General features: G+C 72.3%; 18 protein-coding genes. 8 read left to right on the top strand and 10 right to left on the bottom strand.

The genetic code is table 11. The features are described 5' to 3' along the window. Position 1: 1 nt before the first annotated feature. Genes ACX9I7_RS17035 through ACX9I7_RS17050 form a run of 4 tightly spaced genes read right to left on the bottom strand, consistent with a single transcriptional unit; the run spans position 2 to position 3,391 of the window. Positions 2 to 970, bottom strand: coding sequence for a complex I subunit 1/NuoH family protein (locus tag ACX9I7_RS17035; protein WP_459387806.1), 969 nt, complete (start codon positions 968 to 970; stop codon positions 2 to 4). After that, positions 967 to 2,364, bottom strand: coding sequence for an NADH-quinone oxidoreductase subunit C (locus ACX9I7_RS17040; RefSeq protein ID WP_459387807.1), 1,398 nt, complete (start codon positions 2,362 to 2,364; stop codon positions 967 to 969). The genes ACX9I7_RS17035 and ACX9I7_RS17040 overlap by 4 nt, the downstream gene beginning before the upstream one ends. Beyond that, complete coding sequence (locus tag ACX9I7_RS17045) at positions 2,361 to 2,984, bottom strand: NADH-quinone oxidoreductase subunit B (RefSeq protein WP_387569147.1); 624 nt, start codon at positions 2,982 to 2,984, stop codon at positions 2,361 to 2,363. Before ACX9I7_RS17045 ends, ACX9I7_RS17040 begins: the two co-directional genes overlap by 4 nt. Then, positions 2,975 to 3,391 carry an NADH-quinone oxidoreductase subunit A gene (locus ACX9I7_RS17050; protein ID WP_126914744.1) on the bottom strand — a complete coding sequence of 139 codons (417 nt, stop codon included), beginning with the start codon at positions 3,389 to 3,391 and terminating at the stop codon, positions 2,975 to 2,977. The genes ACX9I7_RS17045 and ACX9I7_RS17050 overlap by 10 nt, the downstream gene beginning before the upstream one ends. A gap of 172 nt (positions 3,392 to 3,563) precedes the next feature. Here ACX9I7_RS17050 and ACX9I7_RS17055 point away from each other — a divergent pair, with 172 nt between their 5' ends. From ACX9I7_RS17055 to ACX9I7_RS17090, 8 genes are all read left to right on the top strand, one after another. Next, positions 3,564 to 4,817, top strand: coding sequence for a sensor histidine kinase (locus ACX9I7_RS17055; protein WP_459387808.1), 1,254 nt, complete (start codon positions 3,564 to 3,566; stop codon positions 4,815 to 4,817). Positions 4,818 to 4,941: 124 nt separating this feature from the next. Beyond that, a complete protein-coding gene (locus ACX9I7_RS17060; RefSeq protein WP_459387809.1) occupies positions 4,942 to 6,276 on the top strand; it encodes a sensor histidine kinase in 1,335 nt (444 codons plus the stop codon). A gap of 156 nt (positions 6,277 to 6,432) precedes the next feature. After that, positions 6,433 to 7,092: a response regulator transcription factor gene (locus ACX9I7_RS17065; protein ID WP_311609155.1), complete on the top strand. Its 660-nt coding sequence runs from the start codon at positions 6,433 to 6,435 to the stop codon at positions 7,090 to 7,092. Between the two features lie 186 nt (positions 7,093 to 7,278). Then, positions 7,279 to 9,252: a 2-oxoacid:acceptor oxidoreductase subunit alpha gene (locus tag ACX9I7_RS17070; protein WP_387569157.1), complete on the top strand. Its 1,974-nt coding sequence runs from the start codon at positions 7,279 to 7,281 to the stop codon at positions 9,250 to 9,252. Next, positions 9,245 to 10,294, top strand: a complete 1,050-nt coding sequence (locus tag ACX9I7_RS17075; RefSeq protein ID WP_387569160.1) for a 2-oxoacid:ferredoxin oxidoreductase subunit beta — start codon at positions 9,245 to 9,247, stop codon at positions 10,292 to 10,294. Before ACX9I7_RS17070 ends, ACX9I7_RS17075 begins: the two co-directional genes overlap by 8 nt. Positions 10,295 to 10,384: 90 nt before the next feature. Then, the gene (locus tag ACX9I7_RS17080) at positions 10,385 to 12,349 is read left to right on the top strand and encodes an APC family permease (protein ID WP_387569163.1); all 1,965 of its coding nucleotides are present in this window, start codon (positions 10,385 to 10,387) and stop codon (positions 12,347 to 12,349) included. 80 nt (positions 12,350 to 12,429) lie between these two features. After that, complete coding sequence (gene rarD, locus ACX9I7_RS17085) at positions 12,430 to 13,434, top strand: EamA family transporter RarD (protein WP_387569166.1); 1,005 nt, start codon at positions 12,430 to 12,432, stop codon at positions 13,432 to 13,434. A 110-nt stretch (positions 13,435 to 13,544) separates the two neighbouring features. Further along, a complete protein-coding gene (locus ACX9I7_RS17090) occupies positions 13,545 to 14,924 on the top strand; it encodes a M20/M25/M40 family metallo-hydrolase (RefSeq protein ID WP_459387810.1) in 1,380 nt (459 codons plus the stop codon). Between the two features lie 37 nt (positions 14,925 to 14,961). Here the strand turns inward: ACX9I7_RS17090 and ACX9I7_RS17095 are convergent, their stop codons facing one another. From ACX9I7_RS17095 to ACX9I7_RS17120, 6 genes are all read right to left on the bottom strand, one after another. Beyond that, positions 14,962 to 15,825 carry an ABC transporter permease gene (locus ACX9I7_RS17095; RefSeq protein WP_459387811.1) on the bottom strand — a complete coding sequence of 288 codons (864 nt, stop codon included), beginning with the start codon at positions 15,823 to 15,825 and terminating at the stop codon, positions 14,962 to 14,964. Next, complete coding sequence (locus ACX9I7_RS17100; protein WP_387569174.1) at positions 15,812 to 16,762, bottom strand: ABC transporter ATP-binding protein; 951 nt, start codon at positions 16,760 to 16,762, stop codon at positions 15,812 to 15,814. The genes ACX9I7_RS17095 and ACX9I7_RS17100 overlap by 14 nt, the downstream gene beginning before the upstream one ends. 134 nt (positions 16,763 to 16,896) lie before the next feature. Then, a complete protein-coding gene (locus tag ACX9I7_RS17105; RefSeq protein ID WP_387569177.1) occupies positions 16,897 to 18,177 on the bottom strand; it encodes a LolA family protein in 1,281 nt (426 codons plus the stop codon). 163 nt (positions 18,178 to 18,340) lie between these two features. Further along, a complete protein-coding gene (locus ACX9I7_RS17110; protein ID WP_358631081.1) occupies positions 18,341 to 19,354 on the bottom strand; it encodes a polyprenyl synthetase family protein in 1,014 nt (337 codons plus the stop codon). A 218-nt stretch (positions 19,355 to 19,572) separates the two neighbouring features. Further along, the gene (locus tag ACX9I7_RS17115) at positions 19,573 to 20,796 is read right to left on the bottom strand and encodes an FAD-dependent oxidoreductase (protein ID WP_189456561.1); all 1,224 of its coding nucleotides are present in this window, start codon (positions 20,794 to 20,796) and stop codon (positions 19,573 to 19,575) included. A gap of 105 nt (positions 20,797 to 20,901) precedes the next feature. Next, entirely contained in the window at positions 20,902 to 22,194 is a 1,293-nt protein-coding gene (locus ACX9I7_RS17120) for a carboxylate--amine ligase (protein ID WP_459387812.1), read from the bottom strand. Positions 22,195 to 22,393 lie beyond the last annotated feature (199 nt).

Below are 22,393 nucleotides of genomic sequence, written 5' to 3' on the forward strand. Positions count from 1 at the left end.
GTTACTGGATCACCACCTTGACGACGCCGGTGAGGGCGATCTGCGCGAGGGCGAGCGGGATGAGAACGGTCCAGGCCAGCTTCTGGAGCTGGTCCTCGCGCAGCCGCGGATAGGTCACGCGGAGCCAGATCACGACGAAGGCGAGGACGAGGGTCTTCATCAGCGTCCACAGCCAGCCCAGGCCGTCGGCCCCGAACGGGCCGTGCCAGCCGCCGAGGAACAGCACGGTCGTCAGACCGCACAGGACGACGATGCCCGCGTACTCGGCGAGCAGGAACATCGCGAACCGCAGACCGGTGTACTCGGTGTACGCACCGAAGATGATCTCCGAGTCGGCGACCGGCATGTCGAACGGCGGCCGCTGGAGCTCGGCCAGACCGGCCGTGAAGAACACGACGCCGCCGACGATCTGCCACGGCACCCACCACCAGTGGAAGGCGTCGACGATCCCCGGCAGCGACACGGTGCCCGCCGCCATGGCGACGGACGCCGCCGCGAGGAGCATCGGCAGCTCGTACGCGAGCAGCTGCGCGGCGGTGCGCAGGCCCCCGAGCAGCGAGAACTTGTTCGCCGACGCCCAGCCGGCCATCAGCGACCCCAGGACGCCGACGCCCATCACGGCGAGCACGAAGAAGATGCCCGCGTCGACGGCCTGCCCGACGGCGTTGCCCGGCCCGACCGGGATCGCGAGCAGCACGAGGAGGTACGGCAGCAGCGCCACAGCGGGGGCGAGCTGGAAGATCCGCCGGTCCGCGTCGGCCGGGACGACGTCCTCCTTCTGCGCGAACTTCACCCCGTCCGCGACGAGCTGCGCCCAGCCGTGGAAACCACCGGCGTACATGGGGCCGAGGCGGCCCTGCATGTGGGCCATCACCTTGTGCTCGGTCTGACCGATGACCAGGGGCAGCACGACGAAGCAGACGAAGACGGCGAGGAGACGCAGCACGACGTCGAGAGTGTCGCTGCTCATGCGGGGTCGCCTCCGGCGGGGTTCTGATCGTTCTCGGGCACGCCCTCGCCTGCGGCGGGCTTCCGGGTGACGGGCTCGTCCGCGCCGGGTTCGCCTGCGGCGGGCTCGGCATGTCCGGGTTCCGCGCCGGGGCGGGGGCCCGTGCCGGGGGCCTCGGGTGCCGGTGCGTCCGGCGCCGCCGGGCGGGGGGACACGGGCTCGCCCGTGCCGGGTTCGCCTGCGGCGGGCTCGGCCGTGCGGGTCGGCGCCTCGGCTTCGGGTGCCGGTGCGTCCGGCGCCGCCGGGCTGCGGTCCGCCGGCTGAGCGCCGTCGCGGCGGGGGGACACGGGCTCGCCCGTGGCCGGGGGCGTGGAGTCCGGCGTCTCGTCGAAGGCCGGGCGGGCGTGGTGCCAGGGGGCGTCCGAGGAGCGGGGGGCCGGGCGGGGGCCGGTGGGCTGGGCCTCGGCGCCCTGCTGGCTCGCGGAACCGTCCGACGCGCTACGGGTACGCCGAGGCGCCGCCTCCGCACCCCCCGCCTGGCTCGCCGAGCCATCGGCCGCGCTCCGTGCACGGCGCGGGGGCGCGCCCTCGCCCGCCTGGCTCGCCGAGCCGTCCGCCGCGCTGCGCGCGCGGCGTGGGGGTGCGCCCTCGGTCGTCTGGCTCGCGGAGCCGTCGGCCACGCTGCGGGTACGGCGAGGCGCGGCCTCCGCTCCCGCCTGGCTCGCCGAGCCCTCCGACGCGGTGCGCGCGCGGCGGACCGGGCGTTCCGCGCCCGCCGCCGCGCCCGCGGCGCGAGGGGTGCGGGCCGGGCGGGCGGGGGCCGGGGGGAGCTGGCCCTTGAGGGGGCCCCATTCGTTGGGGTCGGGGACGCCCGGGGGAAGCATCTGTCGGCGCTTGGGGCCGCCTTCCGCCGCCTCGCCGGGCTCCTTCGCGCCCGGCCACGCCTTCACCACGCGGGCCGCGAGGACGAAGTCCTTGCGCAGCGGGTGGCCCTCGAAGCCCTCGGGCAGCAGGAGCGGCACGAGGTGGGGGTGGCCCGGGAAGTCGATGCCGAACATCTCGTGGGTCTCGCGCTCGTGCCACGCCGCGCCCGCGTAGACGCCCACCGCGCTGGGCAGCGCGGGGGCCTCGTGCGGCACGGTCGTGCGCAGGAGCAGCCGGCGCGTCGTACCGCCCGCGCCCCCCGGCAGCGCCGCCACGTGCGCGCAGACGCGGAAGCCCGTGCCGGGCTCGTCGACGGCGCTCAGCCAGTCGAAGAACGTGCAGCCCAGCACGGAACGCGCGGTCTCGAGCGCGGTCAGCCACTCCCCCGCCGGGACGTCGACCGTCAGCAGGTCGTACGCCTCCTCGGCGGTCGCGTCCGCGCCGAAGAGGTCCGTCACGGCACCCGGAAGCCAGGCAACGGGCTCGGTCATCGGTCCGTCTCCTCGGAAGCCGCCGCGGAAGCCCCAGCGGAAGGGGGCGGCGGCGGGGTGACCAGGCCGCTGCGGAGCGCCGCCGTGGACGCCCGCCCCCCGCCGGAGGCGTACCGCTCGCCCAGCGACTCCTTCGCGATCTTCTCCTGGAGCTTGATGATCCCCTGGAGCAGCGCCTCCGGCCGCGGCGGGCAGCCCGGCACGTACACGTCCACGGGGATGATCTGGTCGACGCCCTTGGTCACCGAGTACGAGTCCCAGTAGGGCCCGCCGCAGTTGGAGCAGGCGCCGAAGGAGATCACGTACTTGGGCTCGGGCATCTGCTCGTACAGCCGCTTCACGGCCGGGGCCATCTTGTCCGTGACCGTGCCCGAGACGATCATGAGGTCGGCCTGGCGCGGGCCGGGCGCGAAGGGGATCACGCCCAGGCGGATGAAGTCGTGGCGCGCCATGGACGCCGCGATGAACTCGATCGCGCAGCAGGCGAGCCCGAAGTTGAAGACCCACAGGCTGTAGCGGCGGCCCCAGTTCAGGACGACCTTCATGGGCTCGGGGGCCAGGCGCGCCAGCGGGCCGAGCCGGCGGGGCTCGGGCAGGTCGACCGGGGGTGTCACGTCCATTCCAGGACGCCCTTCTTCCATGCGTACAACAGGCCCACGGCGAGGAAGCCGAGGAAGACGAACATCTCCACGAGCGTCGCCCCGCCGAAGCCCGGCGCGGCGAACACCGTGGCCCAGGGGAACAGGAAGATCGAGTCCACCGCGAAGATCACGTACAGGAACGCATAGACGTAGTAGCGGACCTGTGTGTGGGCCCAGCCCTCGCCGACGGGGTCCACTCCGCACTCGTACGTGAGCAGCTTCTCGGGCGTCGGCACCACCGGTCGCAGCAGCCGTCCGGCCCCGAAGGCCACGGCCACGAACAGCACGCCGATGACGGCGAGCAGTCCGACGACCGAATAGGCGTGGAAGTAGTCCGCCGCGAGCTGGACATCGGCGCCACTGGTGCGCACGGTCGCCTCCGGCACGTCCGCCCCTCGCTCCCTGTCCTGTTTGTTCGACGATCTGTACGCACGCGAGTCTAGGCCCTGTGGCGCCCGGGACGATCCGCCCCGGCGGGCGCGGGGTGGGGTTATCCCCACCCCGCGGCACCCACGGCCCCCATGGCGGCGGCGGTCCTGACCAGGGCACGCTTGCCGTATGACCGCCCGTACCCACCCCCGTTCCCACCCCGTCCCGGTCGCCGTCGAGGACGACGACCGGCTGCCTCCCGCGCGCTTCGCCTTCGGCCCCGCGACGTGGAAGGAGGTCGCGCACCTCCACCTCAATCTGCTGGAGGGGATCCTCGGCTTCGTCTACGTCTCCCTGTGGCTCTACGTGGGCGCGCTGCTGTCGGTGACGGTCGTCGGGCTGCCGCTGCTGGTGGCCGGCCTGATGGGCGCGCGGGTGCTGGGCAGGGCCGAGCGGTGGCGGGCGCGGGTGCTGCTGGGCATGCGGATCGACGAGCCGAGCCCCCTCTCCCGGCACCGTGCCCGCGGTTTCCTCAACCGGATGTGGATAACGCTGAAGGATCCGGTGGCCTGGCGGAGCTCGCTGTACGCGTTCATACGACTGCCATGGGGTGTTCTCACGTTCGCCATCGCGCTGACGTCCCTCTTCGTCGCGTGGCCGGTGCTGGGGCACATCGCGCGGGGGCTGACCAATGTGGACCGGGCGATGGTGCGCGGGCTGCTGTCGCCGTCGAGCGAGCTGGAGCGGCGGATCGCCGAGCTGGAGGAGGACCGGGGCGTGGTCGTGGACACGGCCGCCGCCGACCTCCGCCGTATCGAGCGCGATCTCCACGACGGCGCCCAGGCCCGTCTCGTCGCCCTGGCCATGGGGCTCGGCCTCGCGAAGGAGCGGCTGCTGGAGGACCCGGAGGCGGGCGCGCGGATGGTCGACGAGGCGCACGGCGAGGTGAAGCTCGCTCTCCAGGAGCTGCGCGACCTCGCGCGCGGCATCCACCCGGCGATCCTCACCGACCGCGGCCTCGGCCCGGCGCTGACGTCGGTGGCCGGGCGCTGCACGGTGCCGGTGAACGTGGCCGTGGACCTGGAGACCCGTCCGGCGCCCGCGATCGAGGGCATCGCCTACTTCACCGTCTCCGAGCTGCTGCAGAACATCAGCAAGCACAGCGGGGCCCGGACGGCGCAAGTCGAGCTGTGGCGCGCGAAGGACCGGCTGCTGATCCGGGTCGGCGACGACGGGCGGGGCGGCGCCTCGACCGCCCGGGGCAGCGGGCTGGCCGGGCTGGCCGAGCGGCTGGGCTCGGTGGACGGGCTGTTCGTCGTGGACTCCCCCGCCGGCGGCCCGACGGTCGTCACGGCCGAACTGCCCTGGCGGAGCCGTACCGAGAGCCGTGGCGAGAGCCGCGCGGAGAGCCGTACCGAGAGCCGTCCCGGCGGCCGTCCCTAGCCGGGGGGTGGGGCTTTCCCCACCCCGAGGACACCCACCCGCCTCATGGTCCCCGGCCGCCCGCCGGGAGAGCCTGGACGGGACAGGACACAGGCCCACCAGGACAGCACGAGGACAGGACGACATGGCCATCGACCACGCGACCGGACGACCCCACCGGGTCCCCGCCGTGCTGCGCGCCCCGCTGGAGGGCCGCACCTGGCGGGAGTTCCTCTACCTGCTGACGAGCCTGCCCATCGCGGCCGTCGCCTTCTCGCTCGCCATCGCCCTGACCGCCGCGGGCGTCGGCACGCTGGTGACCTTCGTCGGCGTGCCGCTGCTGGCCGCCACCCTCGCCGCCGCGCGCGGGCTGGGCGTCCTGGAGCGGGCGCGGGCCCGGGGGCTGCTGCGGCTGGAGATCGCCGAGCCCGAGCCGGTCCGGGTCCGGCGGCGCCGCGACGGGCGCGGCCCCGGCCCGATGGCGTGGGTGGGCGCGCTGTTCAAGAGCGGTACGTCCTGGCGGCACCTGCTCTACGCGGTGGTGCACTTCCCGTGGGCGCTGTTCACGTTCGTCCTGTCGCTGGTGCTGTGGTCGGTCGGCTGGACCACCTTCCTCTACCCGCTCTGGCAGTGGACGCTGCCCACGTTCGCGCACCAGCCCGGGATCCAGATCTACGGCGAGACCGGCGGCCGGCACTTCTACGTCGACTCCCCGTTCACGATCGGCATCACCTGCGCCCTCGGCCTCGTCCTCGTGCTGGGCACGCCGTGGGTGATCCGGGGCCTGGCACACGTGGACCGGCTGCTGGTGCGCGGGCTGCTGGGGCCGTCGCGGCTGGCGGAGCGCGTCTGGGAGCTGGAGGAGGACCGGGGCGTGGTCGTGGACACCGCCTCCGCCGACCTCCGCCGCATCGAGCGCGATCTCCACGACGGCGCCCAGGCCCGTCTCGTCGCCCTGGCCATGGAGCTGGGCCTGGCGAAGGAGCTGGTGGAACGGGACCCGGAGAAGGCCGCCCGCATGGTCGACGAGGCCCACGGCGAGGTGAAGCTCGCCCTCCAGGAGCTGCGCGACCTCGCCCGCGGCATCCACCCCGCGATCCTCACCGACCGTGGCCTCGGCCCGGCGCTCGCCTCGCTGGCCGGCCGCTGCACCGTGCCGGTGGCGACCGAGGTGGACCTGGACTCCCGTCCGGCGCCCGCGATCGAGGGCATCGCCTACTTCACCGTCTCCGAGCTCCTCCAGAACGTGAGCAAGCACAGCCGGGCGCGCTCCGCCCAGGTGGACGTCTGGCGCTCGGGCGACCGGCTGATGCTGCGGGTGGGGGACGACGGGCGCGGCGGCGCCGGGACCACGAACGGCAGCGGGCTGGCGGGGCTCGCCGAGCGGCTGGGCTCGGTGGACGGGCTCCTGGTCGTCGACTCGCCCGTCGGCGGCCCGACGACCGTCACCGCCGAGCTGCCCTGGCGCGCCCGGGGCTAGCGCCCCGCGCACACCCCGCCCCCGCGCACACCCCGCCCCGGCCGCCCCGGCCACGCGCCGCGCGCTCCGCCCCCGGATGCTGCGATGCTGACGCGGTACGAACCACGTCGGCAGCAACACCAGGGGGCAGGAGACAACGTGATCGCGGACGACAGGGTGCGGGTGGTCATCGCCGAGGACTCGGTGCTGCTCAGGGAGGGCCTGACCCGGCTGCTCACCGATCTGGGGCACGAGGTCGTGGCGGGTGTGGGCGACGCGGAGGGGCTGCTCAAGACGATCGCCGAGCTCTCCGCCGCCGACGCCCTCCCCGATGTGGTCGTCGCGGACGTCCGGATGCCCCCGACCCACACCGACGAGGGCGTCCGCGCGGCGGTGCGGCTGCGCCGCGACCACCCGGAGCTGGGGGTGCTGGTCTTCTCGCAGTACGTCGAGGAGCAGTACGCCACCGAGCTGCTGGCCGGCAGCACCCGGGGCGTCGGCTATCTGCTGAAGGACCGGGTCGCCGAGGTCCGCGAGTTCGTGGACGCGGTCGTCCGCGTCGCGCGCGGCGGGACCGCGCTGGACCCCGAGGTCGTCGCCCAGCTGCTGGGCCGCAGCCGCAAGCAGGACGTGCTCGCCGGGCTCACCCCGCGCGAGCGGGAGGTCCTCGGCCTGATGGCCGAGGGCCGGACGAACTCGGCCGTCGCCAAGCAGCTCGTGGTCAGCGACGGCGCGGTGGAGAAGCACGTCAGCAACATCTTCCTGAAGCTGGGCCTCTCCCCGAGCGAGGGCGACCACCGCCGGGTACTGGCGGTGCTCACGTATCTGCGGTCCTGACAGACCGAAGAGTCCTGACCGCCCGAAGAGCCCGGCACCGGCGAGGACACCTACCGGAGCGTTACCGTCCGCTGTTGATTCGTTGATCCCCTCGGGGAAGGCTGCCCTTGCCCACGTACGATGGCCGTGGGATCGCCGGTCGGCGCCATCGTCCGGCCGGCGCCGCCACGAGGGAGGTCCGAAGCAGTGACCAGCCAGGTCAGCAGCCCGGCCGAAGAGGCCGCACCAGACGGTCCGGGCGGCGAGGCCGACGCCCGTGAACGCCTCGCCGGACAGCGCGGCCCGACCGACGGCCCGGACGGCGCCAAGGAAGTACGCCGGCTGGACCGGGTGATCATCCGGTTCGCGGGTGACTCGGGTGACGGCATGCAGCTCACCGGGGACCGGTTCACCTCCGAGACGGCGTCGTTCGGCAACGACCTCTCCACCCTGCCGAACTTCCCCGCCGAGATCCGGGCCCCCGCCGGCACCCTCCCGGGCGTGTCCTCGTTCCAGCTGCACTTCGCCGACCACGACATCCTCACCCCCGGCGACGCGCCGAACGTCCTGGTCGCGATGAACCCGGCCGCGCTCAAGGCCAACATCGCGGACGTGCCCCACGGCGCGGAGATCATCGTCAACACGGACGAGTTCACCAAGCGCCCCATGGCGAAGGTGGGTTACGACAGCAACCCCCTGGAGGACGGCTCGCTGGACGCCTACAACGTCCATCCGGTGCCGCTGACGACGCTGACCATCGAGGCGCTCAAGGAGTACGGCCTCTCCCGCAAGGAGGCGGAGCGCAGCAAGAACATGTTCGCGCTCGGCCTGTTGTCGTGGATGTACCACCGGCCGACCGAGAGCACCGAGGCGTTCCTGCGGAAGAAGTTCGCCAAGAAGCCGGAGATCGCGGAGGCCAACGTCACCGCCTTCCGGGCGGGCTGGAACTTCGGTGAGACGACGGAGGACTTCGCGGTCTCCTACGAGGTCGCGCCCGCCACGGCGGCCTTCCCGCCGGGCACCTACCGCAACATCTCCGGCAACCTCGCGCTGTCCTACGGCCTGATCGCCGCCGCCCGCCAGGCGGACCTGCCGCTCTACCTGGGCTCGTACCCGATCACCCCGGCCTCGGACATCCTCCACGAGCTGTCGAAGCACAAGAACTTCGGCGTGCGCACCTTCCAGGCCGAGGACGAGATCGCCGGCATCGGCGCGGCGCTGGGCGCGGCGTTCGGCGGCGCGCTCGCCGTGACCACCACCTCCGGCCCGGGCGTGGCCCTGAAGTCCGAGACGATCGGACTGGCCGTCTCGCTCGAACTGCCGCTGCTGATCGTCGACATCCAGCGCGGCGGCCCCTCCACCGGTCTGCCCACCAAGACCGAGCAGGCCGATCTGCTGCAGGCGATGTACGGGCGCAACGGCGAGGCCCCCGTGCCGATCGTGGCCCCCCGGACGCCCGGAGACTGCTTCGCCGCGGCCCTGGACGCGGCCCGGATCGCGCTCACCTACCGGACGCCGGTCTTCCTGCTGAGCGACGGCTACCTGGCCAACGGCTCCGAGCCCTGGCGGGTCCCGGAGCCGGACGAGCTGCCCGACCTGCGGGTCCAGTTCGCCTCCGGGCCCAACCACACCCTCGCCGACGGCACCGAGGTGTTCTGGCCGTACAAGCGCGACCCGCACACCCTGGCCCGCCCGTGGGCCGTGCCGGGCACCCCGGGCCTGGAGCACCGCATCGGCGGCATCGAGAAGCAGGACGGCACGGGCAACATCTCCTACGACCCGGCCAACCACGACTTCATGGTCCGCACCCGCCAGGCCAAGGTCGACGGCGTCGACGTCCCCGGCGTCGAGGTGGACGACCCGTCGGGCGAGGCCCGCACGCTGGTGCTCGGCTGGGGCTCCACCTACGGCCCCATCACGGCGGCCGTACGGCGCGTACGGGCGGGCGGGGGCGCGGTGGCCCAGGCCCATCTGCGCCACCTCAACCCGTTCCCCGGGAATCTCGGCGAGGTCCTCGGGCGTTACGAGAAGGTGGTCGTACCGGAGATGAACCTCGGTCAGCTCGCCACGCTGCTGCGGGCGAAGTACCTCGTCGACATCCGCTCGTACACCCAGGTGAGCGGAATGCCGTTCAAGGCCGAGCAGCTCGCCACCGTGCTCAAGGAGGCCATCGATGACTGAGGCGCTGAAGCTGGTGCCCAAGGCCGAAGCCCGGCAGACGATGAAGGACTTCAAGTCCGACCAGGAGGTGCGCTGGTGCCCCGGCTGCGGTGACTACGCCATCCTCGCCGCCGTCCAGGGCTTCATGCCGGAGCTCGGGCTGGCGAAGGAGAACATCGTCTTCGTCTCCGGCATCGGCTGCTCCTCCCGCTTCCCGTACTACATGAACACCTACGGGATGCACTCCATCCACGGCCGCGCCCCGGCCATCGCCACCGGCCTGGCCACCTCGCGCCGTGATCTGTCGGTGTGGGTCGTCACGGGCGACGGCGACGCGCTGTCCATCGGCGGCAACCACCTGATCCACGCCCTGCGGCGGAACGTCAACCTGAAGATCCTGCTGTTCAACAACCGGATCTACGGGCTGACCAAGGGCCAGTACAGCCCGACCTCCGAGGTCGGCAAGATCACCAAGTCCACGCCCATGGGCTCCCTGGACGCGCCCTTCAACCCCGTGTCGCTGGCGCTCGGCGCGGAGGCGTCCTTCGTCGCCCGCACGGTGGACTCCGACCGCAAGCACCTCACGGAGGTCCTGCGGCAGGCCGCCGACCACCCGGGCACGGCGCTCGTGGAGATCTACCAGAACTGCAACATCTTCAACGACGGCGCGTTCGACGTCCTGAAGGACAAGCAGCAGGCCGAGGAGGCGGTCATCCGCCTCGAACACGGCGCTCCCATCCGCTTCGGCGTGGACGGTGAGAAGGGCGTGGTGCGGGACGCGGCGACGGGTGATCTGAAGGTCGTCGCGGTGACGCCGGAGAACGAGGCGTCCATCCTGGTCCACGACGCGCACAGCGCGTCCCCCACCACGGCCTTCGCGCTCTCGCGCCTCGCCGACCCGGACACGCTCCACCACACGCCGATCGGCGTCTTCCGCAGCGTCGACCGGCCGGTCTACGACGCGCTGATGGCCGAGCAGCTGGAGACCGCCGTCGAGCAGAAGGGCAAGGGCGACCTGGCCGCGCTGCTGGGCGGGAACGACACCTGGACGGTGGTCGGGTAGGTCCGGGCCCAAACGCCGGACGGGCTGTTTTCGGCCCGTCCGGCGGGGCGTCTGACGCCCCGGCGGCTGGGCAGCCGTTCTCATATGAACATGGCCGAGCCCGAACCCGTCGTCCGCGACCGCCTCGCCTACCGACTGAAGCGCGCGTTCCTCGGTCCTCCGCTGGTCACCGAGCGGCTCTCGCAGGAGAAGCTGTCCAACCCGATGGCGCTCGGCGTCCTCGCCTCCGACTGCATCTCGTCGACCGCGTACGGCACCGAGGAGATGCTCCGCATCCTCGTCCCCGTCGCCGGTGTCGCCGCGTTCACGCTGCTCATGCCCGTGACCGGCGCGATCCTGCTGGTCCTGCTGCTCCTGACGCTCTCCTACCGCGACGTCGTCTCCGTCTACACCCGCGCGGGCGGCTCGTACGTCGTCGCGCGCGAGAACTTCGGGCCGCGCGTCGCGCAGATCGCGGCCGTGGCGCTGCTCGTCGACTACATCGTCACCGTCGCCGTACAGACCTCCGCCGGCACCGACGCCCTCATCTCCCTCGCCCACCTCACCGGTGACGGCTACACCGGCATCGACCACCTCAAGCTCCCCATCACGGCGGGAGTGGTGGTGCTGCTGATGTACGGGAATCTGCGCGGGGTGCGGGAGGCGGGGCGGGCGTTCGCCGCGCCCGCGTACCTCTTCATGCTCGCCGTCGCGGCCATGCTGGTCGTGGGGCTGCTGCGGGCGCTGGACGGCGGGCTGCCGCACGCGGACGTACGGGCCCACGGCGCGGTCCCGCTGGGCGAGAGTGGGCACGGCTGGCTGTACGGGGCGTCGCTCTTCATGGTGCTGCGCGCCTTCGCCAACGGCGGCTCCTCCCTGACCGGCCTGGAGGCCATCTCCAACGGCGTCTCCGCCTTCCGCCGCCCCCAGGGCGTCAACGCCCGGCGGACGCTCACCGCGATGAGCTGCGTCCTGGGCGTCATGGTCTTCGGCGTCTCCGCGCTCGCCCACTTCACCCACGCCATCCCCTACACCGACGGCAACCCCACCGTCCTCGCCCAGGAGGCCCGCCTGGTCTTCGGCGGCGGCTGGGCGGGCACCGCCGGGCTCGTCTACGTCCAGCTCGCCACCGCGCTGATCCTCTACACGGGCGCCAACACGCCCTTCACCGGCTTCCCCTTCCTCGCCAGCTTCGTCGCCGAGGACCGCTTCCTGCCCCGGCAGCTGATGCGGCGCGGGCACCGGCTCGCCTTCTCCAACGGGATCATCTGCCTCACCGTCGTCTCGCTGGCGCTGCTGCTGGTGACGCGCGCCAGCGTCGACAAGCTCGTCGCGCTGTACGCCATCGGCGTCTTCACCGGCTTCACGATGGCGGGCGCCGGGATGACGGCCCACTACTGGCGGCGCCGCGAGTCCCTCTGGAAGACGGCGCCGAACCTCGCCGCGTCCGTGGTCTCCGCGCTGGTCGTCGTGATCTTCGCGATCACCAAGTTCACCGAGGGCGCCTGGCTGGTCGTGGTGGTCTTCCCGCTCGGGGTGTGGGCGCTGATCCGGATCAACCGCCAGTACCGGGAGGAAGCCGCCGCCCTGGAGAACGTCCCCACGTTCGTCTCGGACCGCCCCCACTGGCGGCGGCACGTCGTCCACGTCCTCGTCGACAGCCTCGACCTGGCCACGATCAAGGCCCTGCAGTACGCCCACGAGCTGCGCCCCGACGAGGTGCGCGCCCTCCACTTCGTCATCGACGAGCCCCGGGCGCGGCGGCTGGTGACCCGCTGGGACGACTCGTCCGGCACGACCGTCCCGCTGGAGCTCGTGGACTGCCCCGACCGGCGGCTGCGGCACGCCGTGGCCGGGCACGCCGCCCGGACGACGGCCGACGGCACGACAGCGCTGACCCTGCTGATCCCCCGCCGCACCTACCGCTCCCCGCTGGGCCGGCTGCTGCACCGCGGCACGGCGGAGGAGATGGCCCGGGTCCTGGAGCAGCTGCCGAACGTCGCGGTGACGATCCTGCCCTTCGACGTCACCACCGCGATGCAACGTGTCCGCGCGGGGGGCGCACCACGACCGTAATGCGATACGGGCATGACAGTCCCGCGCGCCGGGGTCTACCGTCGCTAGGTCGCCGTCGCCGTACCCCAGGGAGGGACCCCGTGTCACCCGAGCCATCACCCCAGGAATCCCGCGCAGGGCTGCTCTACGGGGTGGCCGCCTATGGCATCTGGGGGCTGTTCCCCCTCTACTGGCCGCTGCTGGAGCCCACCGGGGCGATCGAGATCCTCGCCCACCGCATGGTGTGGTCGCTGGTCACGGTCGCGGCCGTCCTGGCCCTGACCCGGCGCTGGGGCTGGATACGCCCGCTGCTGCGGCAGCCCAAACGACTGGCGATGGCGGCGGTGGGCGCGGCCGTCATCTCCGTGAACTGGTGGGTCTACATCTGGGCCGTGAACTCCGGCCACGTCGTGGAGACCTCCCTGGGGTACTTCATCAACCCCCTCGCCACCATCGGCCTGGGCGTCCTCGTGCTGCGCGAGCGGCTGCGCCCGGCGCAGTGGGCGGCGGTCGGCGTGGGCGTCGCGGCGGTGATCGTGCTGGCCGTGGGCTACGGCAAGCCGCCGTGGGTGGCGCTCACCATCGCGGCGACGTTCAGCACCTACAGCCTGGTGAAGAAGAAGGTGGGGCTGGGCGGCCTGGAGTCGATGGCCGTCGAGACGGCCGTGCAGTTCCTGCCGGCGCTCGTGGTGCTGCTCGTCCTCGGCGCGCAGGGGAAGTCGACCTTCGTCTCCGAGGGCGGCGGGCACACCCTGCTCCTGCTGGGCACCGGTGTGATCACCGCGATTCCGCTGGTCTCCTTCGGCGCGGCGGCGGTACGGCTGCCGCTGTCGGTGCTCGGGATGCTCCAGTACCTGGCGCCGGTCTTCCAGTTCGCCCTGGGGCTGCTGGTCTTCCACGAGGCGATGCCGGCGGAGCGCTGGGCGGGCTTCGCGCTCGTCTGGCTCGCGCTGGCCGTGCTCACCTGGGACGGGCTGCGCACGGCGCGGCAGTCCCGGGTGGAGCTGAAGGAGGCCCAGGAGCGGGCGGTCACAACTGGCAACACAGAAAACACAATTGCCACTGAGACCTCTCAGGACACAGAAACCACAGCTCAGCGCGGTTGAGCAGTCGACCGATATCCGGAAACCGGTGATCGGTGTCCGAAACACGCTCTTGACGCGCTTTCGGGGGGCCCTCAACATCATGGCCACGTCAAACAGAGTTGGAGCCCCCCATGCTTGCACTCAACGGACCAGCCCTGACCCCGCCCCGAAGAGCCCGTTCCGCCACCGCCGCCCTGCTCGCCTCGGGCGCGGCCGTCACCGCGGCCCTTCTCGGCATCTCCTCCGTCCCGGCGACCGCGGCTCCCACCACCGCGACCGCCGGCCGGAGCACCGCCGCCAAGTCCGTGGCGGCACCCGACATATCCGGGGCCAACGTCAAGGCCCACCTGAACCAGCTCCAGTCGATCGCCACCGCCAACGGCGGCAACCGTGCCCACGGCCGCGCCGGCTACAAGGCGTCCCTCGACTATGTGAAGGGCAAGCTGGACGCGGCCGGCTTCACCACGACCGTCCAGCAGTTCACCTCTTCCGGCTCGACCGGCTACAACCTCATCGCCGACTGGCCGGGCGGCGACACGAGCCACGTCGTCTTCGCCGGCGCCCACCTCGACTCCGTCACCCGGGGCCCCGGCATCAACGACAACGGCTCCGGCTCGGCGGGCATCCTCGAGGTCGCCCTCACCGTCGCCAAGCAGAACTACAAGCCCGACAAGCACCTCCGCTTCGCCTGGTGGGGCGCCGAGGAACTGGGCATGGTCGGGTCGAAGTACTACGTCAACAACCTGCCCGCCGCCGAGCGCTCGAAGATCGACGGCTATCTGAACTTCGACATGATCGGCTCGCCCAACCCGGGCTACTTCGTCTACGACGACGACGCGCGGCTCGAAGGCGTCTTCAAGGACTTCTTCGCCACCCGCAACATCCCCACCGAGATAGAGACCGAGGGCGACGGCCGCTCCGACCACGCGCCCTTCAAGAACGCGGGGATAGCCGTCGGCGGCCTCTTCAGCGGCGCGGACTACATCAAGACCGCCGAGCAGGCCCAGAAGTGGGGCGGCACGTCGGGCCTGGCGTTCGACCGCTGCTACCACGCCTCGTGCGACTCGATCTCGAACATCAACGACACGGCGCTCGACAACAACAGCGACGCGATCGCCTACGCCATCTGGAACCTGAGCGGCGGCTCCACCACCCCGCCCAGCGGCAACGTCTTCGAGAACAAGTCCCAGGTCGCCATCCCCGACGCGGGCCCGGCCGTGGAGTCCCCGATCACCGTCTCCGGCGTCACCGGCAACGCGCCCGGCGCGCTGAAGGTCGGCGTCGACATCAAGCACACCTACCGGGGCGACCTGAACGTCGACCTCGTCGGCCCGAGCGGACGCGCCTACCGGCTGAAGTCCGCCGACCCGAACGACTCGGCGGCCGACCTCAGCACCACCTACACGGTCAACGCCTCGACGGAGACCGCCAACGGCACGTGGAAACTCCGCGTCCAGGACGTCGCCGCCCAGGACGAGGGCTACGTGGCGGGCTGGAAGCTCACGTTCTGACCGGGGCTCCGCCCCGGACCTCGTCCGGGGCGGAGGCTCACACCGTCACGTCCCGCGACGTGAAGCGTGCCCACGCCGCCGAGCCGAAGACGGCCACGTAAAGGGCCTGCAACCCCAGGTTGCGCAGAATCTGATCCCAATAGAGCGGATCCCGCAACACGTCCGCGAAACTCAACCAGTAGTGCGGAAAAAGATACGGCTGCACCGCACTCAACTGCGGAAACTGATCAAGTATCTGCACCGTGATCAGCAGCCCCACCGTCGTGGCCATCGCCGCGATCCCGCTGTTGGTGAGCGTCGAGACGAACAGCCCCAGCGCCGCGAGCCCGGTCAGCGACAGGGCGACCACCCCGGCGATCGCGAGCGCGCGCAGCAGCCCCTCGCCGAACGACACGGTCGTGCCGCTGATCAGCGTCACCTCGCCGACCGGGAAGAGCAGCGCGCCCACCGCCAGCGCCGAGACGGCGACGACGAGCGTGGCAGCGAAGGCGAAGAGGACGGTCGTCGTGAACTTGGCGAGCAGCAGCCGGGTCCGCCCGGCCGGGGCGACCAGCAGATAGCGGAGCGTGCCCGCCGCGGCCTCGCCCGCCACGGAGTCGCCCGCGATCACCCCGATCGCCATCGGCAGGAAGAACGGCAGGGTCGCGGCGAGCGAGGCGAAGACGAGGAAGAGGCCGTTCCCGGCGACCTGCCCGATGAACGCCGGGCCGCCACCGTCGCCGCGCCCGCCGCCACCACCGCTGCCCGTCTCGATCCGCACCGCGATGCCGACGAGCACCGGCACGGCCGCCAGCACGCCCAGCAGGGCGAGGGTGCGCCAGCGCCGGAAGGTGGTCGTCACCTCACTGCGGAACAGCGACAGCGACGGCATCCCGATCGGCAGTGTCTCAGCCCGCGACATCGAAACCCTCCCCCGTCAGCGCGACGAACGCGTCCTCCAGCGAGGCCCGCTCGGTGCCGAAGGACCGCACGCGCACGTCCGCCCGGACGAGCGCGGCGTTGAGGTCGGCGAGGTCCACGGGGGGAAGTTCGCCGGTGACGCGGTCGTCGGTGACCGTCAGGTCGTGCACGCCGTGCTCCTTCAGGACCCGCACGGCGTCCGCCGTGTCGGGAGTGGTGACGGCCAGCCGGGCGCGGGCCGAGGCGGCCAGCTCCCGGACCGTGCCCTGGGTGAGGAGCCGGCCCTGCGCCATGACGGCGGCGTGGGTGCAGACCTGCTCGATCTCGTCGAGGAGGTGGGAGGAGAGGAAGACCGTGGTGCCCTCCGCCGCCAGCCCGCGCACCAGGGCGCGGATCTCGCGCATGCCCTGCGGGTCGAGGCCGTTGGTGGGCTCGTCCAGGACGAGGAGCTCGCGCGGCCGGAGCAGGGCGGCGGCCAGGCCGAGCCGCTGCTTCATGCCGAGGGAGTAGGCGCGGGCCTTCTTGCCGGCCGCGCTCGTCAGCCCCACCCGTTCCAGCGCGGCGCCGACGCGGGCGGCGCGGGTGCGGGGGTCGGCGGTGGGGTCGGCGGCGTCGAACCGTAGGAGGTTGTCGCGGCCGGAGAGGAAGCCGTAGAGCGCGGGGCCCTCGATCAGGGCCCCCACCCTGGGCAGGACGCGCCGCCCGGCGCGCGGCATCTCCTGGCCGAGCACCCGGGCGGCACCGGAGGTGGGCTCGACGAGGCCCATGAGCATCCGGATGGTGGTGGTCTTCCCGGAACCGTTGGGACCGAGGAAGCCGAAGACGCTGCCGCGCGGCACGACGAGGTCGAGCCGGTCGACGGCGAGCTGACGGCCGAAGCGCTTCGTCAGCGCGGCCGTCTCGATCACGGCGCCTTCCCCCGCGGCGCCCTCCCCCACGGCCCCAGGCCACGGACCCTGCTTGGACCGGCCCTCCACGGTGTCTCCTCTCGCGTGCGGCCCGGCGCCACCAGGTGGCCCTGGGGCGCCGGGCGCGCCGGCGCCTGCGGGCCATGGCAGGGGCAGCAGCCTGCTTACTTCGCGTTCGCGGCCTTGACCAGCGCGTCCTTGGTGACCGCGCCGACGTAGACCTTGCCGTCGTCCGTCATCAGGGCGTTGACGATCCGGGTGCTGTAGACGCGGCCGGAGCCGAAGTCGCCCGAGACCTTGGTGCCGAAGCCGTCCAGCAGGGCCTGCGCGTCCGCGCCGCCCTTGCCGCCCGCGCTCTTCTTCCCGGCGCCCTTGCCGTTCAGCGCGGACCCGGCGTCCTTGCCCGCGTCGAACTCGGCGATGGAGCTCCAGCCCTTGCCGAGGACCTTCGACTTGCCGGCGCCCGCCGCGTCGGTGCCGGGCATGCCCGGCATCCCGGGGAGGCCCTTGTGGTCGCGGTCGGCCTTCCGGTCCTGGTCGGCCGCGCCACCCTCGGTCACCTTGGCGCCCTTGGGCGGGGTGAAGTCGAACGTACCGGCGCCCGGCTTGCCGAAGTCGACCTTGGTGAAGGCCGCGTCGACGACCGCCTTGCCGCCGCCCTTCGCCGCGAGGGTGAACTTCAGCGGCACGCCGTTCTTCGCGTCGACCGCGATCCGGATCGAGCCGACCGTCGTGTCGTCCGCCTTGGGCTTGATCAGCAGCTGGTAGGCGTCCCGGCCGGCCACCTTGGCCGTGCCGTCGACGGTGACGGCCGTGGTCTCGTCGGCGGCGGCGAGGACCTTCTTGGCCAGCTCCTGAGGCGAGGCGCCGCCCAGGTCCTTCGGCAGGACGTCGTCCTTGGCGCCCTTGGCGCCCTTACCGGCCTTCGCGTCCTTGGAGTGGTGCACGGTGTTACTGGCGCTGTCGTACGCCCACACGTCGTCGCCGTTGCGGACGACGCTGTACTCGGCGGCGCGCTCGACGATCGACACCCGCTGCTTGTCGGGGCCGTCCACGGCCAGCCGCAGGGTGTGCGAACCGGCGGCGAGCTCGGTGAGCTTGGACTGCGGGGACGGCGCGGAGCCGCCCTTCTTCCCCTCGCCCTTCTTGTCCCCGTCGCCGAAGGAGAGGCCCGACGGGAGCGAGGGCAGACCCAGATCAGTGTTGATCTTGATGCTTCCGGACATCTGCTGGGTGTCCGACTGCGCCATCTTGGCTATGAGGTCCTGCGCGCTGATCTTCGGCAGATCCGGGTCACCGGTGCTGGCGAGCGCCGACCCGATCCCGATCGTGGCCGCCGCGACGCCCGCGACCGCGACCGGCACGGCGTAGCGGACGGCTTTGCGACGGCGCCGGGACGGGCCCTCGAAGTCCTGGACCTCTGATGTCGGCTGGTTCCCTGCCATGTCTCTACCCTCCGTCGTCGGCAGCGGCCTTACCCTTCGATTCCATCAGGGCGTCGGCTTCCCGTCGTCAGCCGACGGGATCAACTCCCCGTACGCCTTGGGTATGACGCGCGAGCCGAGCGGCGGAGTTCCCCCGGAGCCGTCGGGCCATCAGCCGCGGCCGTCAGCCGGCGCGGTGCACCACCGCGTCGCACAGCTCTTCGAGCGCCGTCCGCGCGGCGCACGCGGGCAGCGGGGCCAGGGTGGCGCGCGCCTCCTCGGCGTAGCGGACGGTGTCCCGGCGGGCCTGCTCCAGCGCCGGGTGGGCGCGCAGCCGGCGGAGCACCTCGGCGTGGAGGGCGTCGTCGTCGAGGTCGCCCTCGAGCATCCGGCACAGCTCCAGGTCCTCGGGGTCGCCGGTGGCGGCGGCCCGGGCCCGCAGGTGGAGGACGGGCAGGGTGGGGATGCCCTCGCGGAGGTCGGTGCCGGGGGTCTTGCCGGACTCGTGGGAGTCGCTGGCGATGTCCAGCACGTCGTCGGCGAGCTGGAAGGCGATGCCCAGGCGCTCGCCGTAGTGGGTGAGGATCTCGACGATGCGCTCGTCGGCGCCGGACATCATGGCGCCGTAGCGGCCGGCGACGGCGACCAGGGAGCCGGTCTTGCCGGCGAGGACGTCGAGGTAGTGGTCGATGGGGTCGCGGCCGTTCTGGGGGCCGGCCGTCTCCAGGATCTGGCCGGTGACCAGGCGCTCGAATGCCTCGGCCTGGATGCGCACGGCCTCGGGGCCGAGGTCGGCGAGGATCCGGGAGGCGCGGGAGAAGAGGAAGTCGCCGGTGAGGACGGCCACGGAGTTGCCCCAGTTCACATTGGCGCTGGGCACACCGCGGCGGACGTCGGCCTCGTCCATGACGTCGTCGTGGTAGAGGGTGGCCAGATGGGTGAGCTCGACGACGACGGCCGAGGGCACCACGCCGGGGGCGTAGGGGTCGCCGAACTGCGCGGCGAGCGACACCAGCAGGGGGCGGAACCGCTTGCCTCCGGCCTTGACCAGGTGCTGGGCGGCCTCGGTGATGAAGGGCACGCCGCTCTTGGTGGCCTCGATGAGGCCCTCCTCGACAGCGGCCAACCCGGCCTGGACATCGGCTTCAAGAGCCTGGTCCCGCACGCTCAGCCCAAAGAAAGGCCCGACGACGGTCACGAGGGTCACTCCTGTCTGCCTGCGAACACGGGGATTGTCGATGTGTCGCTGTCTTCACCAAAAGTCAGCGTATCCGGTCGGCTGTCGATCACCGTGGGCACCCTCAGCCACCACGGCAGGACAGTGGCCCCGGCGCCGCCGTTCGGCAGCGCCGGGGCCACTGTTCTTCTTCCAGCCAATACTCCCCTGAAAGGCACGGCCCCCTAGACCACGGGCCGTCACCCCAGCCCCGCCACCGCCCTGGCCAGCCGGGGGGAGGCGTACGCGGTGCCGCAGACGAAGCGCATGACGGGCCCGTAGCTGGCGGCGGCGGGCAGGCCGGTGAAGTGCAGACCGGGTACGGAGGAGCGATATCCGGCCATCAGCCGGGGCCCTCCGGCGCTCACCTGGAGGCGGGTGCGCAGCCCGGTGCCGAGGAAGTCCATGGCCGCCACATCCATCCGGTAGCCGGTGGCGGCGATGACGTGGTCGGCGCGGAGTTCGCTCTCGGTGCCGTCCCGGTCGGGGCCGTCGCCCGACGCTGTCAGCGTAAGAACTGGACGGCCTGATTCCACTCGGGCGCGGACGATCCGCTTCCCCTCCGTGACCTCCACCCGGCCCACGAAGCGCTCGCGCAGCCACCACGCGCCCAGCGGCCCCAGCACCCGGCGCACCAGGTACTGCCGGGTGGGCGCGGGCAGCCGGCGGAAGCCGTCCGCGTAGTAGGAGAAGGCGTACAGCGACCAGGCCCGCCCGAAGGGGGTGTCGGGCTTGAACAGCGGCTGCCCGTCGGGCGCCGCGCCGAAGCGGACCGCGCCCCGCCGCCGGGCCAGCACCCGTACCGACGCCGCGCCCGCCTCGGCCAGCAGCACGGCGGTCTCCAGCGCCGACTGCCCGGCGCCCACGACCACGACGTCCTTGCCCACCAGCGGCGAGAGGTCGCGGTGCTGGGAGCTGTGCGAGATCGGCCCGCTCGCCGAGGGCCCGCCCGGGACGGCCGCCGCGAGCTCGGGCGGCAGCTGGGCCAGCCCGCTCAGCCCCGTGGCGACGACCACGGCCCGCGCCGTGAACTGCTCCCCCGAGTCCAGCTTCAGCTCGAAGCCACCGCCGGGGCCGCGCCGGTCGACCGACACCACCCGCTCCCGCTCCAGCTGGGGCACCAGCCGCTGCTGGAACCACATCCCGTACCCGGCGAAGGTCTCCACAGGAATGGCGTCCCAGTCGGACTCGAAGCGGCGCTCGCCGACGTCCTGGCAGTAGTCGAAAAGGGTGTGGCCGGGCTGGGGGGCGTCGATGTCGGAGGCGGCGGGAGTGGATTTCAGCAGCATCCCGGCGGGCATGTGCTCCCGCCAGCTCACCATGGGCGAGCCGAAGACGCGTGTCGGCACGGCACGCGCTTTGAGGTGGGCTGCGGTCGAGAGGCCGTACGGACCGGCCCCGATGACGGCTACGGGAAGTGTCACGGATCCCCTCCCAGGGCACGCGGGGTGTTCGGCGTGGCGAATACGGGCGTTGTCGCGTTCTCGGTCGTGCTCGTTACCGGTGGTGCTTGTTATCGGTAGTGCTCGTTATCGGTGGTGCTCGACGGACGAGGCCGCCGAAGCGGCCGAGGCAGCCGAGGCGGCGCGGCGCCGGCTGCGCCACAGCTGCCACAGATGCCGGGCGCCCGGTCGTACGAACCGGGCGAGCATGGTGAAGAAGGGCTTCATGTCGTCACGGGCGGCCCACGCCAGCTCGGTGCCGCTGGCCCGGGCGGGGGCGTGCGGGGTGGTGTAGCCGCTGCGCCGGTAGGCGGCGAAGGCGGGCAGGTCGATGTTCTCCACGATGAAACGGCGGCCGGTGAGCTGCTCGGCCTCCGGGACGGCCCGGCCGGTGAGGTCCAGGTGCTGGGCCCGGACGACGTCGATGCCGGCCTCGTTCTCGAAGAGGCGGAACTGGGCGCCCATGCGGGGGTTGAAGTCCAGCAGCTTGTACCGGCCGTCACGCCGGTCGAAGCGCCAGTCCAGGTCGATGATCCCGCAGAAGCCGATCTGTTTGATGAACTGCGCCGCCATGGCCGCCAGTTCCGGGTTGTCGACGACGTAGGCATTGGCGGTCATGCCCGCGTGCGGCGGCCAGGAGCGCACCTTCACGCCCGTGAACATCGCCAGCGGGGTGGACTCGGCGTCGAAGTAGGCGTGGACGATCCAGTCCTCGGCGTGCTCGCGCGGCAGGTACTCCTGGAGGATCACCCCCGGGGCGGGCCCCCAGCCGCGCGCCAGCTCCAGCAGCTCCCCGGGCCCGCCGATCCGGGTGGTGCCGTGCACCGCGGGGCGCCGACGCCGCTCGAACGCCTCGCGGTTCTTGGCGACGACCGGGTACGTGGCGATCGCGGCGTAGTTCTCGATCTCCTCGAACGACGCGGGGAACAGCGTGGCCGGGGCGGGCACCCCGTGCTCCACGCACAGCTCGTGCAGCCCCTGCTTGCTGGCCAGCCGGCGCGGCAGCGCGGGCTCCACGGGCGGGAAGAGGAAACGGCCCGCGAGCGACTCGGCGTGCTCGGCGATCAGGACCGCCGCCTCCTCGTCGGTGGGGATCAGCACGGCCGGGCGCCCGATCCGCCGCCCGATCCCCAGCAGGCCCGCCACCAGCTCCTCCGCCCGTTCCGTACCGGTCGTCGGCCAGACGAAACCGGAGCGCAGATAACGGGAGAGGGCGGCGGGGGTCCATCTGTCCTCGGTGACGGCGTACATCGGAACGCCCAGCCTGCCGAGGCTGCGGATGGCGCCGACGCCGCCGTGGTGCAGGGGATAGTCGCCGATCTTCACAATCAGCCCGGGTACGGACCGGTCCGCCGCCACGGGCGCGATCCTGCTCGCCACCAGCACCCCCCTCGGCCACCCAGCCTCAGCGGCCCCCCACTGTGTGTGACCCGACTTAGGACGCTACTTCGGAATCGACGTCTCCAGCAAGGAGTTACCGGACATTGCCCTCCCTTTAGCCAGCGGTCGGACACCTGTCGGACACCTCTTGCCCGGACGGCTTCACCCTCGCTGTGTCTTCCGGGGGACAACCCCCGGA

The sequence above is a fragment of the Streptomyces sp. L500 genome (assembly GCF_054551825.1).